The organism is Mesorhizobium sp. M0563, assembly GCF_040321065.1.
Taxonomy (GTDB): Bacteria; Pseudomonadota; Alphaproteobacteria; order Rhizobiales; family Rhizobiaceae; genus Mesorhizobium.
In genome coordinates, this window is the sequence record NZ_JAMYQV010000002.1 from 334264 (window position 1) to 355524 (window position 21261).

A 21261-nucleotide genomic window follows, 5' to 3' on the forward strand; every position below is an offset into this window, starting at 1 on the left:
TTTGGCTGCTGACAGCAGGGTGTCAGGAGCACCGTCCAAGCTTCCCGCTCAATTAAACCACAACGCGAACGTCAGAAACCCGGCGCCGCCGAATTGGCGCTGGATCTGGTCGAACTCCTCGCTGGTGAGAATCTTGCCGCGCTCGAGATAGGGCGCGATGGCCGGGCCGGTGATCGACAGCACCAGGTCGAAGGGCTTCGGCTCGTCGAAGAAGCGCTTCATGTTGATGCCTTTGTCGGCGATGCGGAAATGCGGCAGCAAGGTGCGGCCTTCCAGAAGATCCTCGGCCATGGCCAAGGCGGCGAGCCAGGCCTGCACCTGCTGCTCGCCGACGTCGAGGCCGGTGAGCGGGCTGGCGCCTTTCTGCTGCGGCCCGGGCAGCCATTCACGGTCATTGTCGGTTTCGGCGCGGATGGCTTTCCAGTCCTCGCGCGACAGCCGGATCATTTCCATGAGATGGCGGCGTGCCGCTTGCCGGCGCTCCGGCTCGACCACTTGCCAGTTGATGAGGTGCACCAGGGAGATGAAGTCGGCGAGGCGCCATTCGGACGTCAGGATGCCGCCGCCCATGCCGCCGTCCAGCGGCACGAGCGTGTCCTGAAGTGGCAGTTTGGCGTGGGGGAACAGCATGTGGAAGGAGCCGTCGAACGTGTTCCTGAAATCATGCGCCAGCCAGAAGTCGGCCTGCGCCATCAGGAACTCGGCATAGCCCTGCAGCCAATAACCGTCGGCGCGGTCGAAGCGGAACGTGAAGGCGGGTGCGGCCGCGTCTGGCGCACCGCCGCCGCGTGACAGAGACGCCATGACCGCGGCGGCACTTTCGTCCGGCGCGATCTGGCCGTCCTCGTTGAGGTCGATGCCGAGACGGGTCAGGTCGATGACCATGCCGATGTCGGCGTCGGCGGGTACCGAGCCCAGCGTGGCTGCGGATTTCTCCAACCGGTCGCGGAAGGCGACGAGAATGGCGCGGAATTGTTCGTAGGTCAGCGGCTCGGGATCGGCATTGTCCGGCACCGGCAGCCGCATCAGCGGCAGCATGAACGATTGCGGGCTTTCGAAACCGTGGCGGTGCAGACCGCCGGCCAGGATCTCCAGCGCGGTGAAGAATTCACCGGCGCCGGTGGCATAGGCCGATGCAGGATCGCCGGGCGCGGCGGCTTCCAGCGCGGCTAGCGCGCTGTCGCGCTCGGCCACGGTTTTTGCCTCGAACAGGGCCGCCGGTTCGGGAGCCGCGGCTCCGGCCGCGGACAGCGGCAGGAGAAGAACGATGGCGCCTGCCATCAGCCTGGAAAAACGCTTCATCGTGATCGCCCCTTTTGTCGCTCCGCAGTGGATCATACACGCATTTGGTTCGCGCGCCTGTAGCCCTGTGGTTCACCGATAACAGTCGAAGCTTCAATCAATCCGGCGGACGGTTTACACAGGGCAAACGATTGGGCGTCGCGTGTCGAATTATCCGCTTTCCTACAAACTGTCCTGGCTGCCCCGTTTCCTCCGGCCTTCGCTCGGCGGCGCAGCTCGCGGCTTCGCTCCGATGGCGGCAACCCTGCTCGAACCGGCGCCGGCGCGGACGGTACGGCTGGCTTTCGTCGGCGACATCTCGGCGGTGGCCAATCGCAGCGCGCCGGAATGCGATCCGGCGATCGCGGCGCTGCTCGCCTCGGCCGATCTGGTAGTCGGCAATTGCGAAAGCCCGGTGGTGGAACGGCCGAGCGCTGTTTGGGGCACAAGGCTTGGCACGCACCATGCGATGAGCGAGCGGTTTCTTGCCGAGGCGCTGGCCGCCGCCGGCATTTCGCCGGAAAGACTGGTGCTGTCGCTGGCCAACAACCATGTGCTCGACCAGGGCATTGCCGGCTTCGACGAGACCGTTGCCGCGCTGGCGCGGCTCGGCATCCGTACTGTCGGTGCTGGGGTTCCAGTCGAGCGGTTTGCCGTCGGGGCGCTGACCATCGGCCTTGCCGCCTTTACCTTGTGGCGCAATGCCGATGCGGTCCAGTTCGCGGGCCGTGTCTCGATGGCAAGCGATCCGGGACAATGGCCACGCGATACAGTTGAGAGTGTCGACCTCCTCTGCGCGGTACCGCATTGGGATTGGGAATTCCGGCATTTTCCACGTGCGAAGACGCGGGCACTGGCGCGGCTTCTGGCCGAACATGGCGTCGGCCTGGTCGCCGGACATCATGCCCATGTCGTGCAGCCGATCGAGCGGCTCGGCAAGACGCTCGTCGCCTATGGGCTCGGCGATTTCTTCGGCACCGCCTTCGCGCGCCAGCCATGGCCGGGCCGTATCGGCGCCATTCTCGTCGTCGACATCAGCGACGATCTCGACACGCGCGGGGCCATCGCCGCCTACCGGCTGCATGCCTTCATGCGGCTGCGCGCCGGCGATCATGAGCGGCTGGTCCCGGTTGAAGCGCTAGCGGGAAAATCGAGGCAAAGGGTTCTGGCCCGCCTTGATGCGATCTTCGCCGCGCGCTGACGGCTGCGCTGACGCGGTCCACAAAACCAGCTATCATGCGCTACGCGGGCAAGCTTGTGGCGGCGGGTGGGCGATGGAAACAGCGGATTTCATGCCGAGCGAAGCGGTGATCGCCGGCATCAGGAAGAACATCGAGGCCTACGAGGCCGAAAGAGCTTCGGCCCATCGCCAGACGCGCTGGCGGGTGCCGATGTTCATCGGACTGCTGCTGGTGTTCGTGGCGCTTGTGGCCTGGCTTTTCAACGGGGTTGCCGACCCGAACGAGCAGTGGTTCTCGACCCCGCATGTGTTCCTCTATATCGGCGGCTTCCTGGCGGCGATCCTGCTCTATTTCCAGGCGATCAAGCCGGCGGGCAAATTGCAGCAGTCGTTCCGCAGCACGCTGCTGCCGATCGTCTTCGGCTTCATCGAGGACATGCGGTACCGGCACAATATCAAGCCGAATTCGTTCGACCGGCTGCCGCGCGAGACGGTTGGCCCGTTCAACCGGCAGTCTTTCGACGATGTTTTTTCCGGCCGCTATGAAGGGTTTCCGTTCGAGCTTTACGAAGCAGATCTCCGGGAAGGGACGGGCAAGAGCACGACGGCAGTGTTCAAGGGCGTCATCGTCGCCTTCGAGACGATCGTGCCGTTCCCCGGCACATTGGTCGCCGCGCGCCGGACCAACAAGGTCGTCGGCTTCTTCCGCGGCATCTTCGGCAGCAAGATGCAGGAATTGTCCAGCGGCGTGCCGGAGCTCGATGCCGCCTACGAGTTCCGCACCGACAATATCGAGGCGGCGCGGCCGCTGGTGACCGGCCGGCTGGCGCAGGCGCTGCAATGGCTCGGCGAAACCCGGCCGAACGATCCGGCACGCGTTGCGCTCAGCGGCAGTGACGGTTTCCTGCTGCTGCCGCAGGAAAGGAATTTCTTCGAGCTGCCGGATATCTCCACGCGTCTCGACTACACCAAACACGTCGCGCCGATGATCGCCGACATGGGCGCGATCCTGGCGACCGCGGCACTGGTACGAAAGATCGGCGTGAAGGATGTAGAAGCCGGTTGAACTGGAATTCAGCCGTCAACAATCGAAGCCATAGTTCTGGCGATAATAGTCGGCGTCATCCTTCGACATCTTTTTGAAGAGAACGCAGACAGTGAAACTTCCCACCCGGCGGCCGTTCTTCATATAGCCCCAGTCGGAAATATCGTCCCGGCTGAATTCGATCTCCTGGCCTGCCACGACGTTGTGAACGGTCTGCGGCTCGTTGTCCAAGGTTCCCGCAAATCCGGCCGCCGTACGGTGGAAGGGAATGACCCAGAAATGTTCAGTGGCGTCCCCATCCCTGACCATGACTTTCAATTGGAAGTCGGCCGTTCCGGATGGCGGCGCGTCGGCCAATGCCAGGAAGTCGTCGAGACCGGCACGCGCCTGCTCGATAGCGGCCGCCATCTCCGGATCGTCGCCAGCTACGCTGACGACCTTGTCGTCGCCTTGACCAGGAGTCTGCGCGCCGGCTGATGATGCCGGAGCAAACGCGAGCAACATGGCAAGTGCGGTACGGGCTGCAAGCTTCATGGTGAGACTGCTTTCGACATTTCCGCCAGACAAACCGGATCATCATTCGCCGAACGTCTGATTGGCAACTGGTTTTTGTCTCCATCCGGCGCTATTCCTGGGACAGTGGGGTGGGGCTATGATCGAGGAACGCAAGGGGTTTCGCCTGTCGCGGCGGTTGCTGCTGGGTGCGGCGGTGGTCGGCGGCGCGATGGTCTGGGGCGGCACGACCGTGGCGCGGCTGGCGCGCGGCCCGTCGGCGCAGAAGAATTCCGGCCGCATTGCCGACATTGACGGCATCGACCTGGCGCTGAAGCCGCTGGAGAACGCGCCAGCCTACGATCCGGCGCTGCCATGGCTGACCAAGGGCGGCGACATCAACGATGCCAGCGGCCTGTCGATGACGCCGGTCTACGGCGTTATCGAAGTCAGCGAGGAAGACCACATTGCGAGCGCGTTGGCCTTTGCCCGCACCAATGGCCTGAAGGTCTCGGTCGCGGCGGTGCGCCATTCGATGGGCGGCCACGCTTTCGACGATAATGCGCTGGTCCTCGACATGCGCAAATTCAACAAGGTCAGCGTCGATGCGGCGGCGAAGACGATGACCTTGCAGCCGGGCGCGCGCTGGCACGACATCCAGGACCTTTTGCACCCGCGCTTCGCGGTGAAGGCGATGCAGTCGACCGACATCTTTTCGGTCGGCGGCTCGCTGTCGGTCAATGCGCATGGCATGGACCATCAGGCCGGCTCGGTCGCCGGCTCGATCCGTTCGATGCGGGTGATGCTGGCCGACGGCTCGGTGACGACCTGCTCACCGGCCGAAAACACCGAGCTGTTCCGCCACGTCGTCGGCGGCTACGGCCTGTTCGGCGTGGTGCTGGAGGCGACACTCGACATCGTCGACAACGCCGTCTACCGCACCTCGCGCGAGATCATCAAATCGGACGATTTCCCGACGTTCTTCGCCGAGGCGCTGGAGCCAAACAGGGCGATTGGTCTGTTTTATGGGCATCTGTCGACTGCGCCGGGCAATTTCCTCGAGGATATGATCGTCTATCGCTATGACAAGGTCGCCGACCAGCCGCCGGCCGACCAGCCGGCAATCGGTGAACCGGGCTCGGTTGGGCTCAAGCGGGTGATCATCAACCTGGCGAAATGGGGCAGCCTGTTCCAGGAGCTGAAATGGTTCACCGAAAAGACGCTGGAGCCGCAATTCGAGAGCTGCACGGTGGCGCGGACGACGGCAATGGCCGAGGGCGAGGCCTGCCTGGTCACGCGCAACAACCCGATGCACGATTCAGTGCCCTATCTGTTCAACGACCTGCTCGACGAGACCGACATACTGCACGAATATTTCATCCCGCGGGCGGCCTATAACCCGTTCATCGCGGAAGCGCGCGAGATCCTGCGCAACCAGAGCCTGCCGGTGCTCAACGCGTCGGTACGCATCGTCCACAAGGAGGATGTGGCGCTGAATTATGCGCCGGAGCCGGCCTATTCGCTGGTGCTCTACATCAATCAGCCGACCGACGCCGACGGCAATGCCAGGATGCGGGCACTGACAAGGGCGCTAATCGACGTGACGATCAAGCATGGCGGGCGTTTTTTCCTGCCCTACCAACTCCACTACACGGGCAAGGAGCTGCTTGCCTCCTATCCGGAACTGCCGTCCTTCCTGGCGAAGAAGCGCCAATACGATCCGGGGGAGCTGTTTTCCTCGACTTTTTACCGCGCCATCAAGGCACTGATCGGCACGGCCTGAAGTGCCGGTTACAGACCGTCAGGCAGCTTCGCCGCCAGCCAGTTCGCCGAGCGCCTGGCGATGCCGATCGTTGCCGATGCGGCGCGGCCGAAATCGGTCTTGACCACGGCGTACCCGGTCTTCGTGCGGTAGAGCAGGGCGCTGCCGCCATCGACCGCCGCTTCGTAGGCGACCGGCCGGACGGCTTCTGTTTCCGTCGCCGTCGCCTGCGTTCCGACCGCTGCACTGGGCCGATGGCTCAGTTCTGCTGGCAGCGGGTCTGTCGCGGCCGTGCTGGCCGTCGTCAATTCGGGCTCCGAAGTGGTCGCCGCGAGCTGCGATGACGAAGACGAGTTCTGTGTCCGGCAGATGCCCGAGACCAGCGGATAATCGAAATTGCGCTCGCGCAGCATCTGGCTTTTCATTGCCGCTTCGCATTCAGCGATGGTCGACCACTTGGCGGGCGTCTCGCCGATATATTCGCAAAGCCTGGCGTCGCAGTCGCAGCCGACGATGGTCATGGCGACAAGGGCGGTCTTGATCACGGTCTTGTCCCTCCGAATTGCCCGGCGCATGTGCGCAAGATCAAAGTGCTACGGCATCATCAATCGTTGCGGAACAAGGCGGGATTTGGCCGCGATTGTGGCATGAGCGTGGCGGAGCGTCACGCAGCGTCTTGCCGAGGCCGGCTGTGACTGAAAGGCCTCAGTAATCGTAGACGTGTTCGAGCCTGGCGCCTGCCGTCATCAGCGCCGGCAGCACGATGTGCAGCTTGCGCACGGCGACGGTCAGGCCGGTGCGGCGCGTCGAAGGTTCCGCCGGAAGCGGGTAGCTGAACAAGGTGCGTGCGCCTTGGGGAACATTGATCTCGTCATTGGAAAGAACGGTGACCATGATCTCGTCATTGCCGCCGATCTCGACGAAGGAGACGCCCTTGCCGATCAGGCGCGGGATCATGTCGGTGAACACCTGATAGCGCCTGGTGACGAAGACCGTGCCGTCGGCGCCGAGATCGCGCTCCAGCAAGGTGTCGGGCTCGTTGCGGGTCACCTCGCTGACCGGACCCTTGGCCCAGACGTGGATGTCGAGCAAGGCCGGGTCGGTGGTGGCGGCGAGCGCCGACTTGATCAGATCGGCGTAACCCTGCTTGATGGTGTAGGCGAGGCCGAAGGCGAGCTTGCGTTCGCTGGTGCGGACGGCGCTGTCGTCCGCTGCCGGCTGGACGGCAAACAGGCCGGCACGCTTTTCGGCATAGGGAAACTGGTACCACGGCACCTGGTCGAGAAAACCAGCATAGTCGGCCGCTACCTTGGCCTGGTAGATGTCGACGGCGGTGCGCTTGCCGGCCGTCGCTTCGGTAATGCGGCCGACCGTATTTTCATAGGCCCACTGGATTGCGTGCTCGATCGTGTGGCTGGTGCCGATGATCACCAGCATCTGGTGGTTGTTGAGGTTGAACTTGTAGGCGGAGCTGGCGCGGACGACCATCGCATAGTCCTGCCAGAAGCGGCCGATATAGGAGAGATAGGGAAAACCACTCGGCTGGTTCTTGTCGATGAAGCCGGCATATTCGCGGGCGGCGTAGACGATGGCCCATTCCGGATAGGTGAGAAAGGTCGATTCCTCCGGCCGCTGGTAGCCGGGGATCTCGGCACGGACCTTGTCGGCCAGCGCCTTTGGCGGGGCACCCTCGGCGATCCCCGGCAATGGTGTTGTGTCCAGCGACGGCGTCGTGAGAAAGCCGTAGGCCAGCCCGGCGATCGGGATCAACACGACAATGACGACGAGCCAGAGGATCGCCTTGATGATGCGCTTCAGCCAGCGGAACAGGAACATGGCCGCTCAGGCCGTGGCGAAATGGTCGTACACGCGTTTCGACAGCCAGAACCCGACATAGACGGCGAAGCCGCCGATGACGATGTGCGGCAGGTTGGCGAAGAAGCGGGCCGGGAATTCGATGTCGTTCAAGGAGCGGAAGCCGTTGATGAAAATGCCGCCATCGAGGCAGCCGGAACCGGTGACCAGGCCGAGCACGCCGTCGAACAGATAGACCGATCCGAACAGCTTGAAATAGAACACCGCCTGGCGGTGCGAGATGAAGGCGGCGGCCAGCGCCCACACGCCGGAGAAGGCGTGCAGCAAATCGTCATACCATTGCAGCGAGAACAGGCCGAACAGATTGCCGCCGGCATCGTTGAAGGCCGGCACATAGCCGATCGCAACAACACCGAAGAACAGGAAAGCATAGGCAACAGCAAGCTTCTGGATGAGCGTCATGAAGTATCCCCCTGCCGTCAGCCTTCTCAAACGGCCCCCGACGGCTAATGGATAGTAGCTGATTTTGGCGCAGGGTGAAGCGTCGCCGGCAAAATCGTCAGGCGGAGCCACAAAGACAGTCGGCGCCGGGATTTCTCCCAGCGCCTCCCTGTCAGATCAGGACACGGTCGCGGCGGCAACTCCCGAAAGATGTCCCGCCATGCCGGCCTTGATTTTGACGGTCCCGCCAGTCGCCACCCGAGGGCAGCGTCCGTTCCGGACCACGCCGGTCTCCACTCTTGCGAGCTTTGCCCAGCGCGCCATCGAAGGTTTTTGCCGTCCTTCATGGCAGCATCGGTCCGCCGTTGGCGTTCGCACGCTTTCCGCGGCCCCGTAGGTCTCGGCTTCCATCCCTCCAACAAGCAAGCCTGTTCTCGTTCAGGGCCGTACGGGCCTCAGGAAATCCGCCGTTCCGCTTTGCCTTTCGGCGTGGCGATCGGTAGCCGCCTGAGATGGGTTTAATGTACGCCGGATAAGCGTTTGGCGAAACTGCCGCAAGCCTGTGAATAGCGGGATTATCGGGGACTGACCCTGCCAAAATAGCGACTTTCCGATCTCTGCCGACGCCGGCCGGGATTTGCCGCCTCGATGCGGAGGCCGCATTGTCGGACATTCGATCTTGCCCCGCGGGCCGGCGCGGGCTTCAATGGCGGCAAATGATTGGAAGGCGTGTTCGATGGCCTTGGGGAGGCAGGCTTGAAGGTCGCGGTGGTTCTCAATCCGATCGCCGGCGGCGGCAGGCTCAAGCGGCATTGGCCAGAGGTTGCGGCTTCGCTGAAAAGACATTTCGGCGATTTCGAGCTGCGTGAAACGCAGGCCGAGGGCGATGCCGAACGGCTGGCGCTCGACCTTGCCGCCATCGGCTTCGAGCTGGTGATTGCGGCCGGCGGCGACGGCACCGCCAGCGAAGTCGCCGACGGGCTGCTGAAGGCTTTCCGGGAAAGCGGCCGGACGGCCGAACTTGGGCTGCTGCCGTGCGGCACCGGCATCGACTTCGCCCGCGGGCTCGGCCTATCGAATAATGTCGATCTGACACTGAAGCGGATTGCCGAGGCCAAGGGGCGCAAGGTCGATGCCGGGTGCATCAGCTATGTCGACGACCACGGCGCGCTGGCCAGCCGCCATTTCATCAACATCGCCAGCCTCGGGCTTTCCGGCGCCACCGACCGTGCCGTCAACGCCGACAAGCGCAAGGGCAAGGTTTCGGCCAAGGCGCTGTTCTACTGGCGCACGGTCTGGGAATTCCTTCGCTACCGGTTCCAGGACGTTGCGATCACCGTCGATGACGGTGCCCCGGTCGAGGCGCGCATGGCGCTGGTGGCGGTGGCCAACGGGAAATTCTTCGGCGGCGGCATGATGATCGCGCCCGACGCCGAGCTTAACGACGGCGAGTTCGACATCGTCATCCTGCGCGCCGCCGGCAAGCTGAAGTTGATCTGGGACATTCGCCTGCTCTATGGCGGGCGGCACCGCAACCATCCGGCGATCACCATTCTGCGTGGCAAGAAAGTGGTTGTCGAGCCGCTCGGCGATGTGCAAAAGAACGCCGCGCTGATCGACATAGATGGCGAATCGCCGGGTCGCATACCGGCGACCTTCGAGATACTGCCCGGCGCATTGACGCTGAGATATTGAATCAAGCTGTTAAGACTTTGATTCAGTTGACTGCGGCTCTGGTTCCGGCGATCTCTCCAATCGACTGAAATCAATTGATAATCCGGCCAATATCAACTTGCGAGTTTAGCCGGGAAACCGGGTGCGCGCAGGTCGGTGCCGACGGCATCCTCGAGCAGTTTCACGATCATTGTCGACCAGGCGCTGCCGCCATAGGCCTGCTTGCCTTGCCTGAAGATTGCGTCGACGCGCGAGGCAAGCTCGAGCGGCACGCCGAATTTTTCACCCATGCCGAGGGCGAAGCCGAGATCCTTCAACGCCGGGTCCATGGTGAAGCCGATGTCGTAGGAGCCGTTCAGCACCAGCTGGCTTTCGGTCTCATGGACGAAGCTGTTGCCGGAGGAGGCGACGATGGCGTGATAGGACTGGGCAAGGTCGAGCCCGCCCTGTTTGGCCAGCATCAGCGCTTCGCCGGCGGCGACCAGATGGATGAAGGCCAGCATGTTGGTGATGACCTTGATCACCGCCGCCGAGCCGACCGGACCCATCAGGAACGAGCGCGCGCACATCGCCTCGACGGCCGCGCCGTGGCGCGCATAAAGCGCTGCGTCGCCGCCGACCAGCGCAGTGATCTGTCCGGCCGCCGCCAGATGAACGCCGCCGGTGACCGGGCATTCGAGCGTCTCGACGCCTCTTGCCGAGGCGAGGGATGCAAGGCGCACGATCTCGTCTTGGCCATTGGTCGACATCTCGATCCAACTGCCGCCTGCGGGCAGGCCTTCGAGCAATCCGCCGGGGCCGGCCAGCACCGCCTCGCTGACTTTTGGCGAGGGCAGGCAGGTGACGGCATTGCCGGCGCGGCCAGCGGCCTCAGCTGGGCTGTTGGCGGCATCGGCACCAAGCATCACCAGCCGCTCGACGGCCGCCGGGTCGCGGTCGAATACGGTGACGGCAAAGCCGTTGCGGATCAGGTTGGCGGCGAGCTGGCCGCCGAGATGGCCAAGACCGATGAAGGCATAGCTCTGACGCGCGCTCACGGCATCAACGGCGTCTGCAGCATCTGCAAATGCAGGTCCTTGCCGGTCCAGGGATGCGCCTCGCAGACGGCTTCGTCGAGCTCGACGCCGAGGCCTGGCTCCTTAGACGGGATGACGTTGCCGTCCTGCCATTCGATTTTCTTCTTGAGCAGCTTCGCGTGAAAACCGTCCCACTGTTTCAGCGATTCCAGAATGAGGAAATTGGGTAGCGTCACCGCGAGCTGGATGTTGGCGGCGCCGACGATCGGTCCGCAATAGCAGTGCGGCGCGATCTGGATGTGATAGGCCTCGGCCATGGCCGCGATCTTCTTGGTTTCGAGAATGCCGCCGGAGCGGCCAAGGTCCGGCTGAAGAATGGTCGCCGCACGGTTCTCGATGACGCGGGCGAATTCGAACTTGGTCGTCAGCCGCTCGCCGGTGGCAATCGGGATCGAGGTCGCGCGGGCGACCTGCGCCATCACCTCGGGCATGTCGGGCGGCACCGGCTCCTCGAACCACAGCGGATCATAGGGCTCGATGGCGCGAGCCAGGCGCAGCGCGCCCGATGCGGTGAACTGGCCGTGCGTACCGAACAGGATGTCGGCTCTTGTGCCGACCGCCTCGCGGATCGCCTTGACCATGCGGGCGGAGAGGTCGATGTCGACGAGGCGCGGCTGGTGGCCGTCGAAGGCGGTGTAGGGGCCGGCTGGGTCGAGCTTGACCGCGTTAAAACCCTGCTCGACATATTCGAGCGCGCAGGCGGCGGCCAGATCGGGGTCGTTGTAGACGTTCTTGCCGCGGGCGTCCTCCGAATGGACGCTGCCGCTGTGCGGGTAGAGGTAGGTATAGGAACGCAGCGTTTCGTGAACCTGGCCGCCGAGCAGCTTATAGACCGGCTTGCCGGCCTCCTTGCCGATAATGTCCCAGCAGGCGATTTCGAGCGCCGAAAAGCATCCCATCCCGGACACGTCGGGGCGTTGGGTGAAGCCGGACGAATAGGCGCGGCGGAAGAAATTCTCGACGTCGTGCGGATCGCGGCCGATCAGATAGCGTTCGGCCATGTCCTCAACCATTTTCGCCGTGACATGAGCCGAAAAGGTGGCGTTGTAGGCCTCGCCATAGCCGACGACGCCGCCATCGGTGGTGAGCTTGACGAAGATGAAATACTTGCCGCCGATGCCGGGCGGCGGATTGCCCACCACCCAGGTCTTGACGTCGGTGATTTTCATTTCTGATCCTCCAGAACCAGTTCGGCGCCCTTCCATCCGGTCATGATCGCGGCGGCGTTGGTGTTGCCGGTTATGTTGTCGGGAAAGATCGAGGCATCGATGACGCGCAACGCCTGGATGCCGTGTACCTTGAGGCGCGGATCGACGACGGCGTGCGCCGCGTCCGGCCCCATGCGGCAGGTCGAGACCGGGTGATAGACGGTGCCCGAGCGCTTCCTGAAATCCTGAATGAGATCCGCATCGGAGGTGATCGAGGGACCGGGCAAAACCTCTTCCTCGATGATCTCGGCCATCGCCGGCATCGAGGCGATCTTCCTGACGAATTTCACCGCCGCCAGCATTTCAGCGACGTCCGCCTCGGTCGAAAACGCGTTGGCGACGATTTTGGGATAATCGCGCGGATTGGCGGAACGGATCATGATTTCGCCGCGGCTCGACGGACGGCAATTGGAGAGGCCGATGGAAAAGCCCGGCCATGGATCGGGCGTCAGGATCGGGCGTTCGCCGCTCTTCGGAATGACGGTCGAAAACGCCTGGAAATAGAGCTGCATGTTGGGCCGCGCCGCAGCCGGATCGGTGCGGAGGAAGCCGCCGGCATTGTTCATCGACAGCGACAGCGGGCCTGAGCGCAAAAACACGTATTGCATGCCGACCAGCAGCTTGCCCCACCACGGGCGCAGGATCTGGTTGAGCGTCGGCAGCCTGCCCTTGAACGTGTAGTTGATGCCGACATGGTCCTGCAGGTTTGCCCCGACATTCTCGTTGGCGTGAACGACGGGAATGCCGAGCGCGCCAAGAAGCGCCGACGGGCCGACACCGGAGAGCTGGAGAAGTTGGGGCGAATTGACCGAGCCGCCCGACAGGATGACCTCGCGGCCGGCGCGGGCGGTTTTCGTCGCGCCATTCTGGAGATATTCGATGCCGACGGCGCGTTTGCCCTCGAACAGGATCTTTGTCGCCAGCGCGTTGATCTCGACGCGGACATTTTTGCGCTTCATCGCCGGGCGCAGGAAGGCGCGCGCCGCCGACATGCGGCGGCCGTTCCTGGTGGTGATCTGGTAGATGCCGACGCCTTCCTGCGAGGCGCCGTTGAATCCGGGTTGAGCGGCAGGCCGGCTTGGTTGGCGGCGGCGAGATAGCGCTTGGTGAGCGGATGGACGGAGGTCGAGCAGTCGGTGACATGCAGCGGCCCGCCGACGCCGCGCCATTGGTCGGCGCCGGCCTGGTTATCCTCCAGCGCCTTGAAGGCGGCCAGCAGGTCATCGAAGCCCCAGCCGGGATTGCCGGCCGCTGCCCAAGCGTCGAAATCCTCACGCGCGCCCCTGATCCAGACCATGGCGTTGATCGAACTCGAGCCGCCGAGCAGCTTGCCGCGCGGCCAGTGGTCGGCATTGCCGGCCAGGCCGGGATCCGGCTCGGCCTTGTAGTTCCAGTTGACCGCCGGGTCGAAGAAGGTCTTGCCGTAGCCGAGCGGCATCTGCACGTAGAAGCGACGGTCGCTGCCGCCGGCTTCCAGCACCAGCACCGAGAAGCGGCCGGAAGCCGACAATCTTTCGGCCAGGACCGAGCCGGCCGAACCGGAGCCAACGATGATGAAATCATAGGTCTGCATGGTGGCTGCGGCTGGCTCCGGAATTCGGCTCTAACCTAGGCTTGGGCGCGACGCGGCGTCGCCGGGTCTTCCGGCATCCGTTGTGAAAAAAGCGACCGGGGATATTCAGTCTGAATGTCAGCCTGTCGCCTGCTGCCCGAGTTCAGTCGTGTTCGCGCCCATCCGGGTCGAACAGGGCCGCCGCCTCATTGGCTTCTTCCAGCAGGAAGGTGAACACGCTTGAGTAGGACTTGGTCGAACCGGACAGAGGATCATCACTCTCCCAGCGAAAGACCCCCCCGTCCGGATTCATGCCAATTAAATCGTCATTGTCCCCTAGCGCACCAATAAAGAGAACATCGTCTGGTGCATTGCCTGGTCGTCTCTTTATATTTGGTTCCAGTATGGAGAAGGGTTGTTGACCCGCCTCCACCAAATTCGTGCGTGACCAGCTACGTCGCAGCCCATAGACGCTTATATAATTCGCAAACAGACCTATCCCGTTGTGGAGCATGAGAAAGCAACGGAAATTATCTGGGAGTCGACGCGAAATTTCAGACTCCATCTGCCCAATTCCGATGGCGCCAAGTGGTGCGTACAGCTGATGCAAATACGCTTGAGGCGCTCGATGCGGGGTATGGCCAATCCACTCGGTTCCATCCGGATAGGTCTTGTATCCGAGGCGTTTCCATTTATCGACCAAGGTTCGGAGCTCTCGGTAGGCACGAGCGTCTTCTTCGCTTGACCATTCTTCCTGCCCAGGCATTTCCTTAATAGGCTCCATTTACCCAGTTCGACGGGTTCGTAAGGTCTAACCTGTCGAACGCATCCATCGCATCGAAAACTTTACCAAGTGGCTCTAGCGACCGGCCGGAAGCCGACAATCTTTCGGCCAGGACCAAGCCGGCCGAACCGGAGCCAACGATGATGAAATCATAGGTCTGCATTGTGGCTGCGGCTGGCTCCGGAATTCAGCTCTAGCCTAGACTTGAGCGCGGCGCGGCGTCGCCGGGTCTTCCGGCATCCGATGTGAAAAAAGCGACTGGCAACTTCGTTTGAATTTCGACTTTCAGCGCCAAGAAGATTGATGAAGACCTAACTTGCCCACGCATCGAGTTGATTGAGGACAGCAATGGCTGGATAGGATTTCCGGTTGGGATAAGCACGCCTGTAATAGGCATTCCAATAGCTTGTGGCCTTGCTGCGCATTGCACGCATTACGTCTCGGTTCTGTCGGACAAAACTGGCATAGGCTGAAGCGTCCAGACCAGGTACTGCGGCGTAGATGTCTTCGGCGATTTCGACGACATATTCGCCCAACAGCAGAACGACGAAGGCGATGCTCCAACTTTCGTTCAGCGACAGGATCACCTTGGCTGATTTCTGCCGCAAAAAGCCATCTGTCGATCGTGTCAGCAGGCAATGCGACGGAAATGAAAAGCCAAGGTGATGCTCTCGCACGCTTGGCAGAAAATGTAACCGATAAGGAATATAGATGACCGCTCCATCAGAAATGAGATGTCGGGACGTCGTTCGGTAAGTGTCGTCGACAAAGGGCGTCAGCTCCTCCTCTGCCATGGTGGTCAACATGCTGAATGGGAAAGCTGACTTCGCAGCGCCCGAGAACGGCTTGCGTCGTGTGAACCAATCCACGTTGTGCCTCTGACCAAAAGTTGAAAACGATCCGGCTTCATTTCGAAGTGCCTGCGCTTCCTCGACAAGCGATCCAAGCATTACAGGCGATGATCGGCAATCTGCTTGAAATCATAGCGCATGATCGGGCGGGCCGGCGTTCTGCGAGCGACGACCCGGAACCCGGCGCGCGCGAAGGTGGAGGCATATCCGCTGCCGGAAGCACTCGGCGATACGTCGGCCTCGAAAGGATAGGCTTCGAGTGCCGGAGCATTTGCGCGCCTTGCGACTTCCAGTGCTTCCGCAATCAGCTGGAATGTTACGCCCCGCCTGCGGTATCGTTTTCGCACGTAGAGGCAGGACAGGGACCAGACCGGCCTGTCGTCCACGCGCTTGAGCTGCCATAGCCGATCGAGCCAGGGCAGGGCATCTCGCGGCGTCAACTGGCACCAGCTGACAGCGGTATCGCCGTCGAAGGCGAGGATGCCCGGAGGCGGACCATGCTGGACGGCCTGCCGGAACGCGGCCTTGTTTTCCTCGCCGGGTCGCTTTCGATAAGAACTGCCGATCCGTCCGTACATACACCAACAGCGACTGCATACGGCGCTGTCACCGAATAGGTCCTCGAGCGCCGGCCACAGATCGGGCGTTAGTGGGCGAAAGCCAAGTTCCATGTCAGCCGTCATCCGCTATCGATATTGCCCAGTCTAGCCTGCACTGCGCGCTAGCGCATCATAGGTTTCGGTCCATGCGGGTGATGTTCGAAACAGCATTCACTCAGCAAACCCGTCGTGCTCCGCTCAGCGCAGAAAACCGAGCACGGCCTGCATGAATTCGGCGGGGTACTCGACGTTCGACAAGTGGACCGCGGGCAGAACAACCAGTTTCGCGCCGGGCACCGTCGCCGCGATTAGCTCGCTGTGGCTGGCGGCTGTGACAGTGTCGTGCCGGCCGGCGATCACCAGTGTTGGCCTGGAAATCAGCGCAATGGTTCGGCGAAGGTCCGCATCGCGAACCGCCGCGAACAGACCAGCCAAGCCTTGCCGGTCGATGGCCAGCAGCATGGCGCGAAATTCCTCGATGACGGGCTCGTTGGCCGCCAGCATACGCGCAGGAAACCAGTTGCCCAGGAACATCTCGGCGGTTTCGGACATATCCGGCGCCTGCAGCACGGCGGCAATCCGCTCGTCAAACTGCTTTGCCGGTCCGAGGTAGGATGAGGTGTTGCTCAGGATCAAGCGCTCGATCCGCTCGGGCGCGTGGATGCCGAGCCACTGCCCGACGAAGCCGCCCAACGACAGACCGAGGAAGTGTACGCGTTCAATGCCCAGGGCATCGAGCAACTCGATCACGTCGCGGCCAAGCCGGTCGAGCGAACAAGCGCCGGCCGGAACGCTCGACCCTCCGTGGCCGCGAAAATCATAGCGCAGAACACGGAAATGCTTCGACAGCTCGTTGACCTGCATGTCCCACATCCGCAGCGTGGTGGCGATGGAATTCGACAGCACCAACACAGGCTGCCCGGCGTCGCCGTCGATGCGGTAGGCGATGCGCGTGCCATCGCCGACGGTCACGAAATCCAGCTCATTCATGGTGAATACACCTTCCTTTTGGAGCTTTGAACGTGGCAAAGCCTAGCGGCGGCACGCTTTTGATGATATTACAAAGACGGGACCATCTCTGTAATAGAAGCTGACATGGCCGAATTCACCCTGCACGACCTGCAATGCTTCGATGCCGTGGTCCGCTGCGGCGGCTTTCAGCCTGCGGCGGCCATGCTGCATCGCTCGCACCCGGCTGTGTTCGCAGCCGTTGCAAAGCTGGAGCGGCAACTCGACCTCGTTCTCTTGGATCGCAGCGGCTATCGCGTGCGCCCCACCGAGGCAGGGCTGTCGTTCCATCGCAGGGCACAATCGCTGCTGCGCGAGCTCGAGGGCTTGCGGCTTCATGCTGCTCAGCTGTCAATGGGCGAAGAAAGCGAGATCCATGTGGTGATCGGCGACCTGTGCCCGCGCCCGCAGGCACTGGGCATGCTCGGACGGTTCTTCGCCCAGTGTCCGGGCACACGCCTGCACCTGCATTTCGAGGCGGTGGGCGGCCCGTGGGAGCGCCTCTTCGATGACGAAGCCGATTTGATCCTGCACTGGATCGACAAGAGCGATCCGCGGGTGGAATGGATCGATCTGTGCAAGGTGCCGTTCGTTCCCGTAGTGGCTTCGGGCTTTCTACCGGAGCGGATCAAGCACCCCATCACGCCGGATCAGATGCACGCGTTCACCCAATGTGTCATGCGCGACACGGCCCGCCATTCACCGCAACAAGACTACTTCATGATCGAGGGTGCGCCGCAATGCATGGTGGCCGATCAGGGCATGAAGAAGGAAATCATCCTGCAAGGCCTCGGATGGGGCCACATGCCCCGCTTCCTGATCGAGGAGGAACTGCGCGACGGACGCCTGCAATCCGTTGCCGGCCGTCATCTGCCAGGCCGCACCGAGGAGTTGGTGGTGGCGCGCCGCCGCGACCGGCCGCACGGGCCGATCTCGAACCGTCTGTGGGATCATATCGAGCAAGAGGCGCCGACGTTGCGCCGAGCGCTCGAACCCCGGCAACCTGTCCAGTAGGCGAAGCCAGGGCTCGGCGAGGCCGTTCAGCGGACGGCCGAACCAGCAGCCTTACCCGCTTAAGTCGATTGCTGCATAAGCTGCAGCAGTGAACTGCATCCCATCGCTATTCCCGCTGTTTATGAGGCGGATTATTGATGTCGCAAGGAGTTGGCCATGACCCGCGCCGACCGCCGCCGAAGGGTTGTCCGAGCGGTCGGCATCCGCCCCGGCAGCGACGACGTCTGGGACTAGCTTCATCTGCAATTCGAAGGACAAGACCATGAATATCGACCGTCGAACGTTCGGCATCGGCACCTTTAGTGCCGGCGCCCTGCTACTTTCCCCGATCAGCCTCTTTGGGAGCAACGCTGCGGCTGTCGCCGCCCGGTCTCCGGCTTCGCTTGCGAGCGCCCACAGGTTCACGCTCGGCGACCTCGAGATCACAGCACTGAGCGACGGCTACCTCAATCTCGGCCTCGAACTCTTCCCTTCCGCAGATACGGCTGCCGCCGAAGCGCTGCTGGCAAAGGCATTCCTGCCAAAACCACTCCCGACCTCGGTCAATGCTTACCTTGTCACCAAAGGTGACAGACGGGTGCTGATCGATACCGGCACGGCATCGGCGATGGGGCCTATGTTGGGACATATACCTGAGGCGCTCGCCGCCGCCGGCATCAGGCCGGAAGAAATCGAAACGGTAATCATCACCCACCTCCATCCCGACCATGCCAACGGCCTTGTCGGTATTGGAGGCAAGGCCGCCTTCCCGGCAGCGGAGGTCGTGGTTGCCGCGCCGGAATTCGCTTTCTGGCACGATGACGGGATCCGGTCCAAGGCGCCCGACCAGATGAAACCGTACTTCGAAATAGCGCGCAAATCGCTGGTGCCTTACCATGGCAAGGTCCGGAAGATCGAAGGCGAAGTCGAGATCGCGCCTGGGATCAGGGCGTTGCCTGCGCCTGGACACACGCCGGGGCATCTCGCGCTTCGAATTGGCTCTGGTGACGCCAACCTGCTGCTCTTCACTGACGTAATCCACGCCTCCGCGCTGCAATTTGCGCATCCGGAATGGGCAATCGCCTTCGACGTGGACCAGGAGGCCGCAATCGCCACACGCAAGAAGGTGCTCGACATGGTGTCGGCGGATGGCCTGCTCGTCGCAGGCATGCACCTGCCCTTTCCAGGCATCGGTCATGTTATTCGCGAGGGCAACGCCTACGCCTACGTCCCGACGCCCTGGCCCGCTTTGTGAAGCACGCCTATTGGTAAGCTTTCTTACCTCGGCCATGGAATGCAATCCTGCTGGTGCGCTCGTCTAGCTCCGCACAGCATCTTTTCAACACTGTCGACCGATAGCCGAACCTCAGGCCGCGACCTGTTCAGTGGCGCGTTGACCTGTCCGTGCCATGACGATACGGGATCGGGACAATCGGCTTCGAGAGGATTGGCCAAATGGTGCATTACGCGGACGGGCGGCCGATCGGCGATCTGACGCTCAGGACGCTGGCCATGCCTTCCGACGCCAATGCGGCGGGCGATATTTTTGGCGGCTGGGTGATGGCGCAGATGGATCTCGCCTGCGGCATCCGCGCCGCCGAGCGCGCCAAGGGCCGCGTGGTGACGGCGGCGGTGAAGGAAATGTCCTTCGCCAAGCCGATGAAGATTGGCGACACGCTGTGCATCTACACGCATGTCGAACGCGTCGGCCGCACCTCGATGACGCTCAAGGTCGAGGCCTGGGCGCAGCGCTATCTCTCCGACCTGATGGAGAAGGTCACCCATGCCGACTTCGTCATGGTGGCGCTGGACGGCGAAGGCAAGCCGAAGGCGGTTCCCGCGGAAGGCTGACCGGCCTGATTCCAGAAGATGGATTTAAACAGCCGTCTCTCCCGCGCGGGGGATGCGGGCAGCGATGCGGCGTGGTCTTTGACCAACGGGTTCCCGCATGCGCGCCTGCAGCGCGAGCGACGGGATCTTGGGAGGAAAGACAATGCGTCAACACATGCTGAACGCTGCCCTGGCCGGTGCGTTTGCAGCCTTGCTCTGCCTGTCGTCCGCAAGCGCTTTTGCCGAGGTCAAAAAAGGCGATCCAGGCGCCACCTGCACGTCGGAAAACCGCACCATCAACGGGCAGGCGGCCAAGTGCGAGATCTGCTCGGCGACGAAATGCGACACCAGCGGTACGACGGTGAGCAATTGCCGGAAGGAGACGACCACGACCTGCACGATTGGCGGCAAGGTGGTCAGTCCCAACCCGAAATGGAACCGGATCGAGAAGCTGCCGAAGAGCAAGATGCAATTACAGCAGTAGGGCTCATCCGGAGGATCCCCGTCAGGTTCAAACCCTTGCAGCGCAAGGGCTCAGCTGTGCATGGCGTCGAATTTTTCGCGCGCGACCTTGACACGCTCGGTGTTCTTGCGCGCCCATTCGCCGAGTGCACCGACCGGCACCAGAAGCTCGTAGCCAAGGTCGGTCAATTCGTAGTCGACCCGCGGCGGGATGGTCGGGAACACGGTGCGCGTGACGAAGCCGTCGCGCTCGAGCCCGCGCAAAGTGGTGGTCAGCATCTTCTGTGAAATGCCGCCGACCGCGCTGCGCAGCTCGTTGAAACGCAGCGGCCCGTCGCCGAGCTTGCCGACGACGAGCACGGTCCATTTGTCGCCGACGCGCTGCAGGATTTCCGAGATGGCGCGGCAGTCCTCGGTGCGGTGCGGGTGCCTTGGTAACAAAAAAGTGCCTCCTTGCACATTGAGCGGCCAGTTACTCATATAGCGCAGGTATCTAAACGATACCAGTATTCCTGTAAGGAGAGCCCCTCTATGTCAAAACCCAAAATCGCCATCGTCATTGGTTCGACCCGCGCCGCGCGCTTTGCCGACGTCCCGGCCCAATGGATTGCCAAGATCGCCAGGTCGCATGCCGACATCGATGTCGAAGTCGTCGACCTGCGCGATTTCCCGCTGCCGTTCTTCGATGAGGTCGCATCCTCCGCCTGGGCGCCGTCGCAGAACGAAGTGGCGCAGCGCTGGCAAAAGAAGGTCGCCGGATTCGACGGCTTCATCTTCACCGCCGCCGAATACAATCATGGCCCGACGGCCGTGCTGAAGAACGCCATCGACTACGCCGCCAACGAGTGGAACAAGAAGGCGGCCGGCTTCGTCGGCTATGGCAGCGTTGGTGGCGCGCGTGCGGTCGAGCAGCTGAGGCTGCATGCGGTCGAGTTGCAGATGGCGCCGGTGAAGTCCGCCGTCCACATCGCCTGGGCCGATTTCCTTGCCGTCAAGCAAGGTGAGAAGAAGCTCGATGAATTCGAGCACCTCAACCAGGCGGCAACCGCGCTCGTCAACGACATTGCATGGTGGGCCAGGGTACTGAAGACGGCGCGTCAGGCCGATGCCGTCGCCGAGGAAGTCAAGGCGGCCTGAGCGCAGGTTCGAACAATCCTCCCAAGGATTAATTCTCCCAAGGATTCAGGGCGGCGCATGCGCCGCCCGTT

22 protein-coding genes and 1 pseudogene are annotated in these 21261 nt (G+C 62.6%); 9 read left to right on the plus strand and 14 right to left on the minus strand.

Annotation, left to right across the window (positions count from 1 at the left end; translation table 11 throughout):
- Positions 1 to 48: 48 nt before the first annotated feature.
- Positions 49 to 1302 (minus strand): hypothetical protein, encoded by a 1254-nt coding sequence (locus tag NKI50_RS04290; RefSeq protein ID WP_352640797.1) that lies wholly within the window; start codon positions 1300 to 1302, stop codon positions 49 to 51.
- A 142-nt stretch (positions 1303 to 1444) separates the two neighbouring features.
- Here NKI50_RS04290 and NKI50_RS04295 point away from each other — a divergent pair, with 142 nt between their 5' ends.
- Together NKI50_RS04295 and NKI50_RS04300 are read left to right on the plus strand one after the other, a co-directional pair.
- Positions 1445 to 2482, plus strand: coding sequence for a CapA family protein (locus NKI50_RS04295; RefSeq protein WP_352640799.1), 1038 nt, complete (start codon positions 1445 to 1447; stop codon positions 2480 to 2482).
- Between the two features lie 73 nt (positions 2483 to 2555).
- Entirely contained in the window at positions 2556 to 3527 is a 972-nt protein-coding gene (locus tag NKI50_RS04300) for a hypothetical protein (RefSeq protein ID WP_352640800.1), read from the plus strand.
- 15 nt (positions 3528 to 3542) lie between these two features.
- Here the strand turns inward: NKI50_RS04300 and NKI50_RS04305 are convergent, their stop codons facing one another.
- The gene (locus NKI50_RS04305) at positions 3543 to 4040 is read right to left on the minus strand and encodes a YegJ family protein (protein ID WP_023719161.1); all 498 of its coding nucleotides are present in this window, start codon (positions 4038 to 4040) and stop codon (positions 3543 to 3545) included.
- 118 nt (positions 4041 to 4158) lie between these two features.
- On the opposite strand from NKI50_RS04305, the gene NKI50_RS04310 reads away from it, so the two are divergent.
- On the plus strand, positions 4159 to 5781 hold the full coding sequence (locus NKI50_RS04310) for an FAD-binding oxidoreductase (protein ID WP_352640802.1): 1623 nt from the start codon (positions 4159 to 4161) through the stop codon (positions 5779 to 5781).
- Between the two features lie 8 nt (positions 5782 to 5789).
- On the opposite strand, the gene NKI50_RS04315 is transcribed toward NKI50_RS04310, so the two are convergent.
- The 3 genes from NKI50_RS04315 to NKI50_RS04325 all read right to left on the minus strand — a co-directional run bounded on the left by NKI50_RS04315 (position 5790) and on the right by NKI50_RS04325 (position 8037).
- The gene (locus NKI50_RS04315; protein ID WP_352640804.1) at positions 5790 to 6305 is read right to left on the minus strand and encodes a hypothetical protein; all 516 of its coding nucleotides are present in this window, start codon (positions 6303 to 6305) and stop codon (positions 5790 to 5792) included.
- 160 nt (positions 6306 to 6465) lie between these two features.
- Positions 6466 to 7596, minus strand: coding sequence for a hypothetical protein (locus NKI50_RS04320; protein WP_352640806.1), 1131 nt, complete (start codon positions 7594 to 7596; stop codon positions 6466 to 6468).
- A gap of 6 nt (positions 7597 to 7602) precedes the next feature.
- Complete coding sequence (locus tag NKI50_RS04325) at positions 7603 to 8037, minus strand: DUF4383 domain-containing protein (protein ID WP_023719157.1); 435 nt, start codon at positions 8035 to 8037, stop codon at positions 7603 to 7605.
- 735 nt (positions 8038 to 8772) lie between these two features.
- On the opposite strand from NKI50_RS04325, the gene NKI50_RS04330 reads away from it, so the two are divergent.
- Positions 8773 to 9711 carry a diacylglycerol/lipid kinase family protein gene (locus NKI50_RS04330; RefSeq protein WP_352640808.1) on the plus strand — a complete coding sequence of 313 codons (939 nt, stop codon included), beginning with the start codon at positions 8773 to 8775 and terminating at the stop codon, positions 9709 to 9711.
- A 92-nt stretch (positions 9712 to 9803) separates the two neighbouring features.
- Here the strand turns inward: NKI50_RS04330 and NKI50_RS04335 are convergent, their stop codons facing one another.
- The 8 genes and pseudogenes from NKI50_RS04335 to NKI50_RS04370 form a co-directional block, all read right to left on the minus strand.
- Entirely contained in the window at positions 9804 to 10727 is a 924-nt protein-coding gene (locus NKI50_RS04335) for an NAD(P)-dependent oxidoreductase (protein ID WP_352640810.1), read from the minus strand.
- Positions 10724 to 11935, minus strand: coding sequence for a mandelate racemase/muconate lactonizing enzyme family protein (locus NKI50_RS04340; RefSeq protein ID WP_352715497.1), 1212 nt, complete (start codon positions 11933 to 11935; stop codon positions 10724 to 10726). Before NKI50_RS04340 ends, NKI50_RS04335 begins: the two co-directional genes overlap by 4 nt.
- On the minus strand, positions 11932 to 12582 hold the full coding sequence (locus tag NKI50_RS04345; RefSeq protein WP_352715645.1) for a GMC family oxidoreductase: 651 nt from the start codon (positions 12580 to 12582) through the stop codon (positions 11932 to 11934). The genes NKI50_RS04340 and NKI50_RS04345 overlap by 4 nt, the downstream gene beginning before the upstream one ends.
- 141 nt (positions 12583 to 12723) lie before the next feature.
- Positions 12724 to 13547: pseudogene (locus tag NKI50_RS04350) on the minus strand (GMC family oxidoreductase); the annotation flags it as partial.
- 142 nt (positions 13548 to 13689) lie between these two features.
- Positions 13690 to 14310, minus strand: coding sequence for an SMI1/KNR4 family protein (locus tag NKI50_RS04355; protein ID WP_352640815.1), 621 nt, complete (start codon positions 14308 to 14310; stop codon positions 13690 to 13692).
- 311 nt (positions 14311 to 14621) lie between these two features.
- Positions 14622 to 15260 carry a hypothetical protein gene (locus NKI50_RS04360; RefSeq protein WP_352639983.1) on the minus strand — a complete coding sequence of 213 codons (639 nt, stop codon included), beginning with the start codon at positions 15258 to 15260 and terminating at the stop codon, positions 14622 to 14624.
- Entirely contained in the window at positions 15260 to 15739 is a 480-nt protein-coding gene (locus tag NKI50_RS04365; protein ID WP_352639982.1) for a GNAT family N-acetyltransferase, read from the minus strand. The genes NKI50_RS04360 and NKI50_RS04365 overlap by 1 nt, the downstream gene beginning before the upstream one ends.
- A 219-nt stretch (positions 15740 to 15958) precedes the next feature.
- Entirely contained in the window at positions 15959 to 16750 is a 792-nt protein-coding gene (locus NKI50_RS04370) for an alpha/beta fold hydrolase (RefSeq protein WP_352715500.1), read from the minus strand.
- Between the two features lie 105 nt (positions 16751 to 16855).
- On the opposite strand from NKI50_RS04370, the gene NKI50_RS04375 reads away from it, so the two are divergent.
- The 4 genes from NKI50_RS04375 to NKI50_RS04390 all read left to right on the plus strand — a co-directional run bounded on the left by NKI50_RS04375 (position 16856) and on the right by NKI50_RS04390 (position 20075).
- Positions 16856 to 17782: a LysR family transcriptional regulator gene (locus NKI50_RS04375; RefSeq protein WP_352639980.1), complete on the plus strand. Its 927-nt coding sequence runs from the start codon at positions 16856 to 16858 to the stop codon at positions 17780 to 17782.
- A 262-nt stretch (positions 17783 to 18044) separates the two neighbouring features.
- Complete coding sequence (locus NKI50_RS04380) at positions 18045 to 19016, plus strand: MBL fold metallo-hydrolase (protein ID WP_352639979.1); 972 nt, start codon at positions 18045 to 18047, stop codon at positions 19014 to 19016.
- Between the two features lie 200 nt (positions 19017 to 19216).
- The gene (locus NKI50_RS04385) at positions 19217 to 19612 is read left to right on the plus strand and encodes an acyl-CoA thioesterase (RefSeq protein ID WP_023678380.1); all 396 of its coding nucleotides are present in this window, start codon (positions 19217 to 19219) and stop codon (positions 19610 to 19612) included.
- Positions 19613 to 19709: 97 nt separating this feature from the next.
- Positions 19710 to 20075: a hypothetical protein gene (locus tag NKI50_RS04390; protein ID WP_245278591.1), complete on the plus strand. Its 366-nt coding sequence runs from the start codon at positions 19710 to 19712 to the stop codon at positions 20073 to 20075.
- Positions 20076 to 20125: 50 nt separating this feature from the next.
- Here NKI50_RS04390 and NKI50_RS04395 read toward each other — a convergent pair whose 3' ends face one another.
- The gene (locus NKI50_RS04395; RefSeq protein ID WP_352494900.1) at positions 20126 to 20494 is read right to left on the minus strand and encodes a winged helix-turn-helix transcriptional regulator; all 369 of its coding nucleotides are present in this window, start codon (positions 20492 to 20494) and stop codon (positions 20126 to 20128) included.
- A gap of 90 nt (positions 20495 to 20584) precedes the next feature.
- Between NKI50_RS04395 and NKI50_RS04400 the strand changes: the two genes are divergently transcribed.
- The gene (locus NKI50_RS04400; RefSeq protein ID WP_023719141.1) at positions 20585 to 21190 is read left to right on the plus strand and encodes an NADPH-dependent FMN reductase; all 606 of its coding nucleotides are present in this window, start codon (positions 20585 to 20587) and stop codon (positions 21188 to 21190) included.
- Positions 21191 to 21261 lie beyond the last annotated feature (71 nt).

Coding starts and splice junctions, on each gene's coding strand:
- NKI50_RS04345 (WP_352715645.1), bottom strand. CDS start 12,582: ATGCAATACGTGTTTTTGCGCTCAGGCCCGCTGTCGCTGTCGATGAAC.
- NKI50_RS04310 (WP_352640802.1), top strand. CDS start 4,159: ATGATCGAGGAACGCAAGGGGTTTCGCCTGTCGCGGCGGTTGCTGCTG.
- NKI50_RS04305 (WP_023719161.1), bottom strand. CDS start 4,040: ATGAAGCTTGCAGCCCGTACCGCACTTGCCATGTTGCTCGCGTTTGCT.
- NKI50_RS04355 (WP_352640815.1), bottom strand. CDS start 14,310: ATGGAGCCTATTAAGGAAATGCCTGGGCAGGAAGAATGGTCAAGCGAA.
- NKI50_RS04365 (WP_352639982.1), bottom strand. CDS start 15,739: ATGTACGGACGGATCGGCAGTTCTTATCGAAAGCGACCCGGCGAGGAA.
- NKI50_RS04375 (WP_352639980.1), top strand. CDS start 16,856: ATGGCCGAATTCACCCTGCACGACCTGCAATGCTTCGATGCCGTGGTC.
- NKI50_RS04380 (WP_352639979.1), top strand. CDS start 18,045: ATGAATATCGACCGTCGAACGTTCGGCATCGGCACCTTTAGTGCCGGC.
- NKI50_RS04340 (WP_352715497.1), bottom strand. CDS start 11,935: ATGAAAATCACCGACGTCAAGACCTGGGTGGTGGGCAATCCGCCGCCC.
- NKI50_RS04290 (WP_352640797.1), bottom strand. CDS start 1,302: ATGAAGCGTTTTTCCAGGCTGATGGCAGGCGCCATCGTTCTTCTCCTG.
- NKI50_RS04360 (WP_352639983.1), bottom strand. CDS start 15,260: ATGCTTGGATCGCTTGTCGAGGAAGCGCAGGCACTTCGAAATGAAGCC.
- NKI50_RS04370 (WP_352715500.1), bottom strand. CDS start 16,750: ATGAATGAGCTGGATTTCGTGACCGTCGGCGATGGCACGCGCATCGCC.
- NKI50_RS04325 (WP_023719157.1), bottom strand. CDS start 8,037: ATGACGCTCATCCAGAAGCTTGCTGTTGCCTATGCTTTCCTGTTCTTC.
- NKI50_RS04300 (WP_352640800.1), top strand. CDS start 2,556: ATGGAAACAGCGGATTTCATGCCGAGCGAAGCGGTGATCGCCGGCATC.
- NKI50_RS04385 (WP_023678380.1), top strand. CDS start 19,217: ATGGTGCATTACGCGGACGGGCGGCCGATCGGCGATCTGACGCTCAGG.
- NKI50_RS04320 (WP_352640806.1), bottom strand. CDS start 7,596: ATGTTCCTGTTCCGCTGGCTGAAGCGCATCATCAAGGCGATCCTCTGG.
- NKI50_RS04390 (WP_245278591.1), top strand. CDS start 19,710: ATGCGCGCCTGCAGCGCGAGCGACGGGATCTTGGGAGGAAAGACAATG.
- NKI50_RS04400 (WP_023719141.1), top strand. CDS start 20,585: ATGTCAAAACCCAAAATCGCCATCGTCATTGGTTCGACCCGCGCCGCG.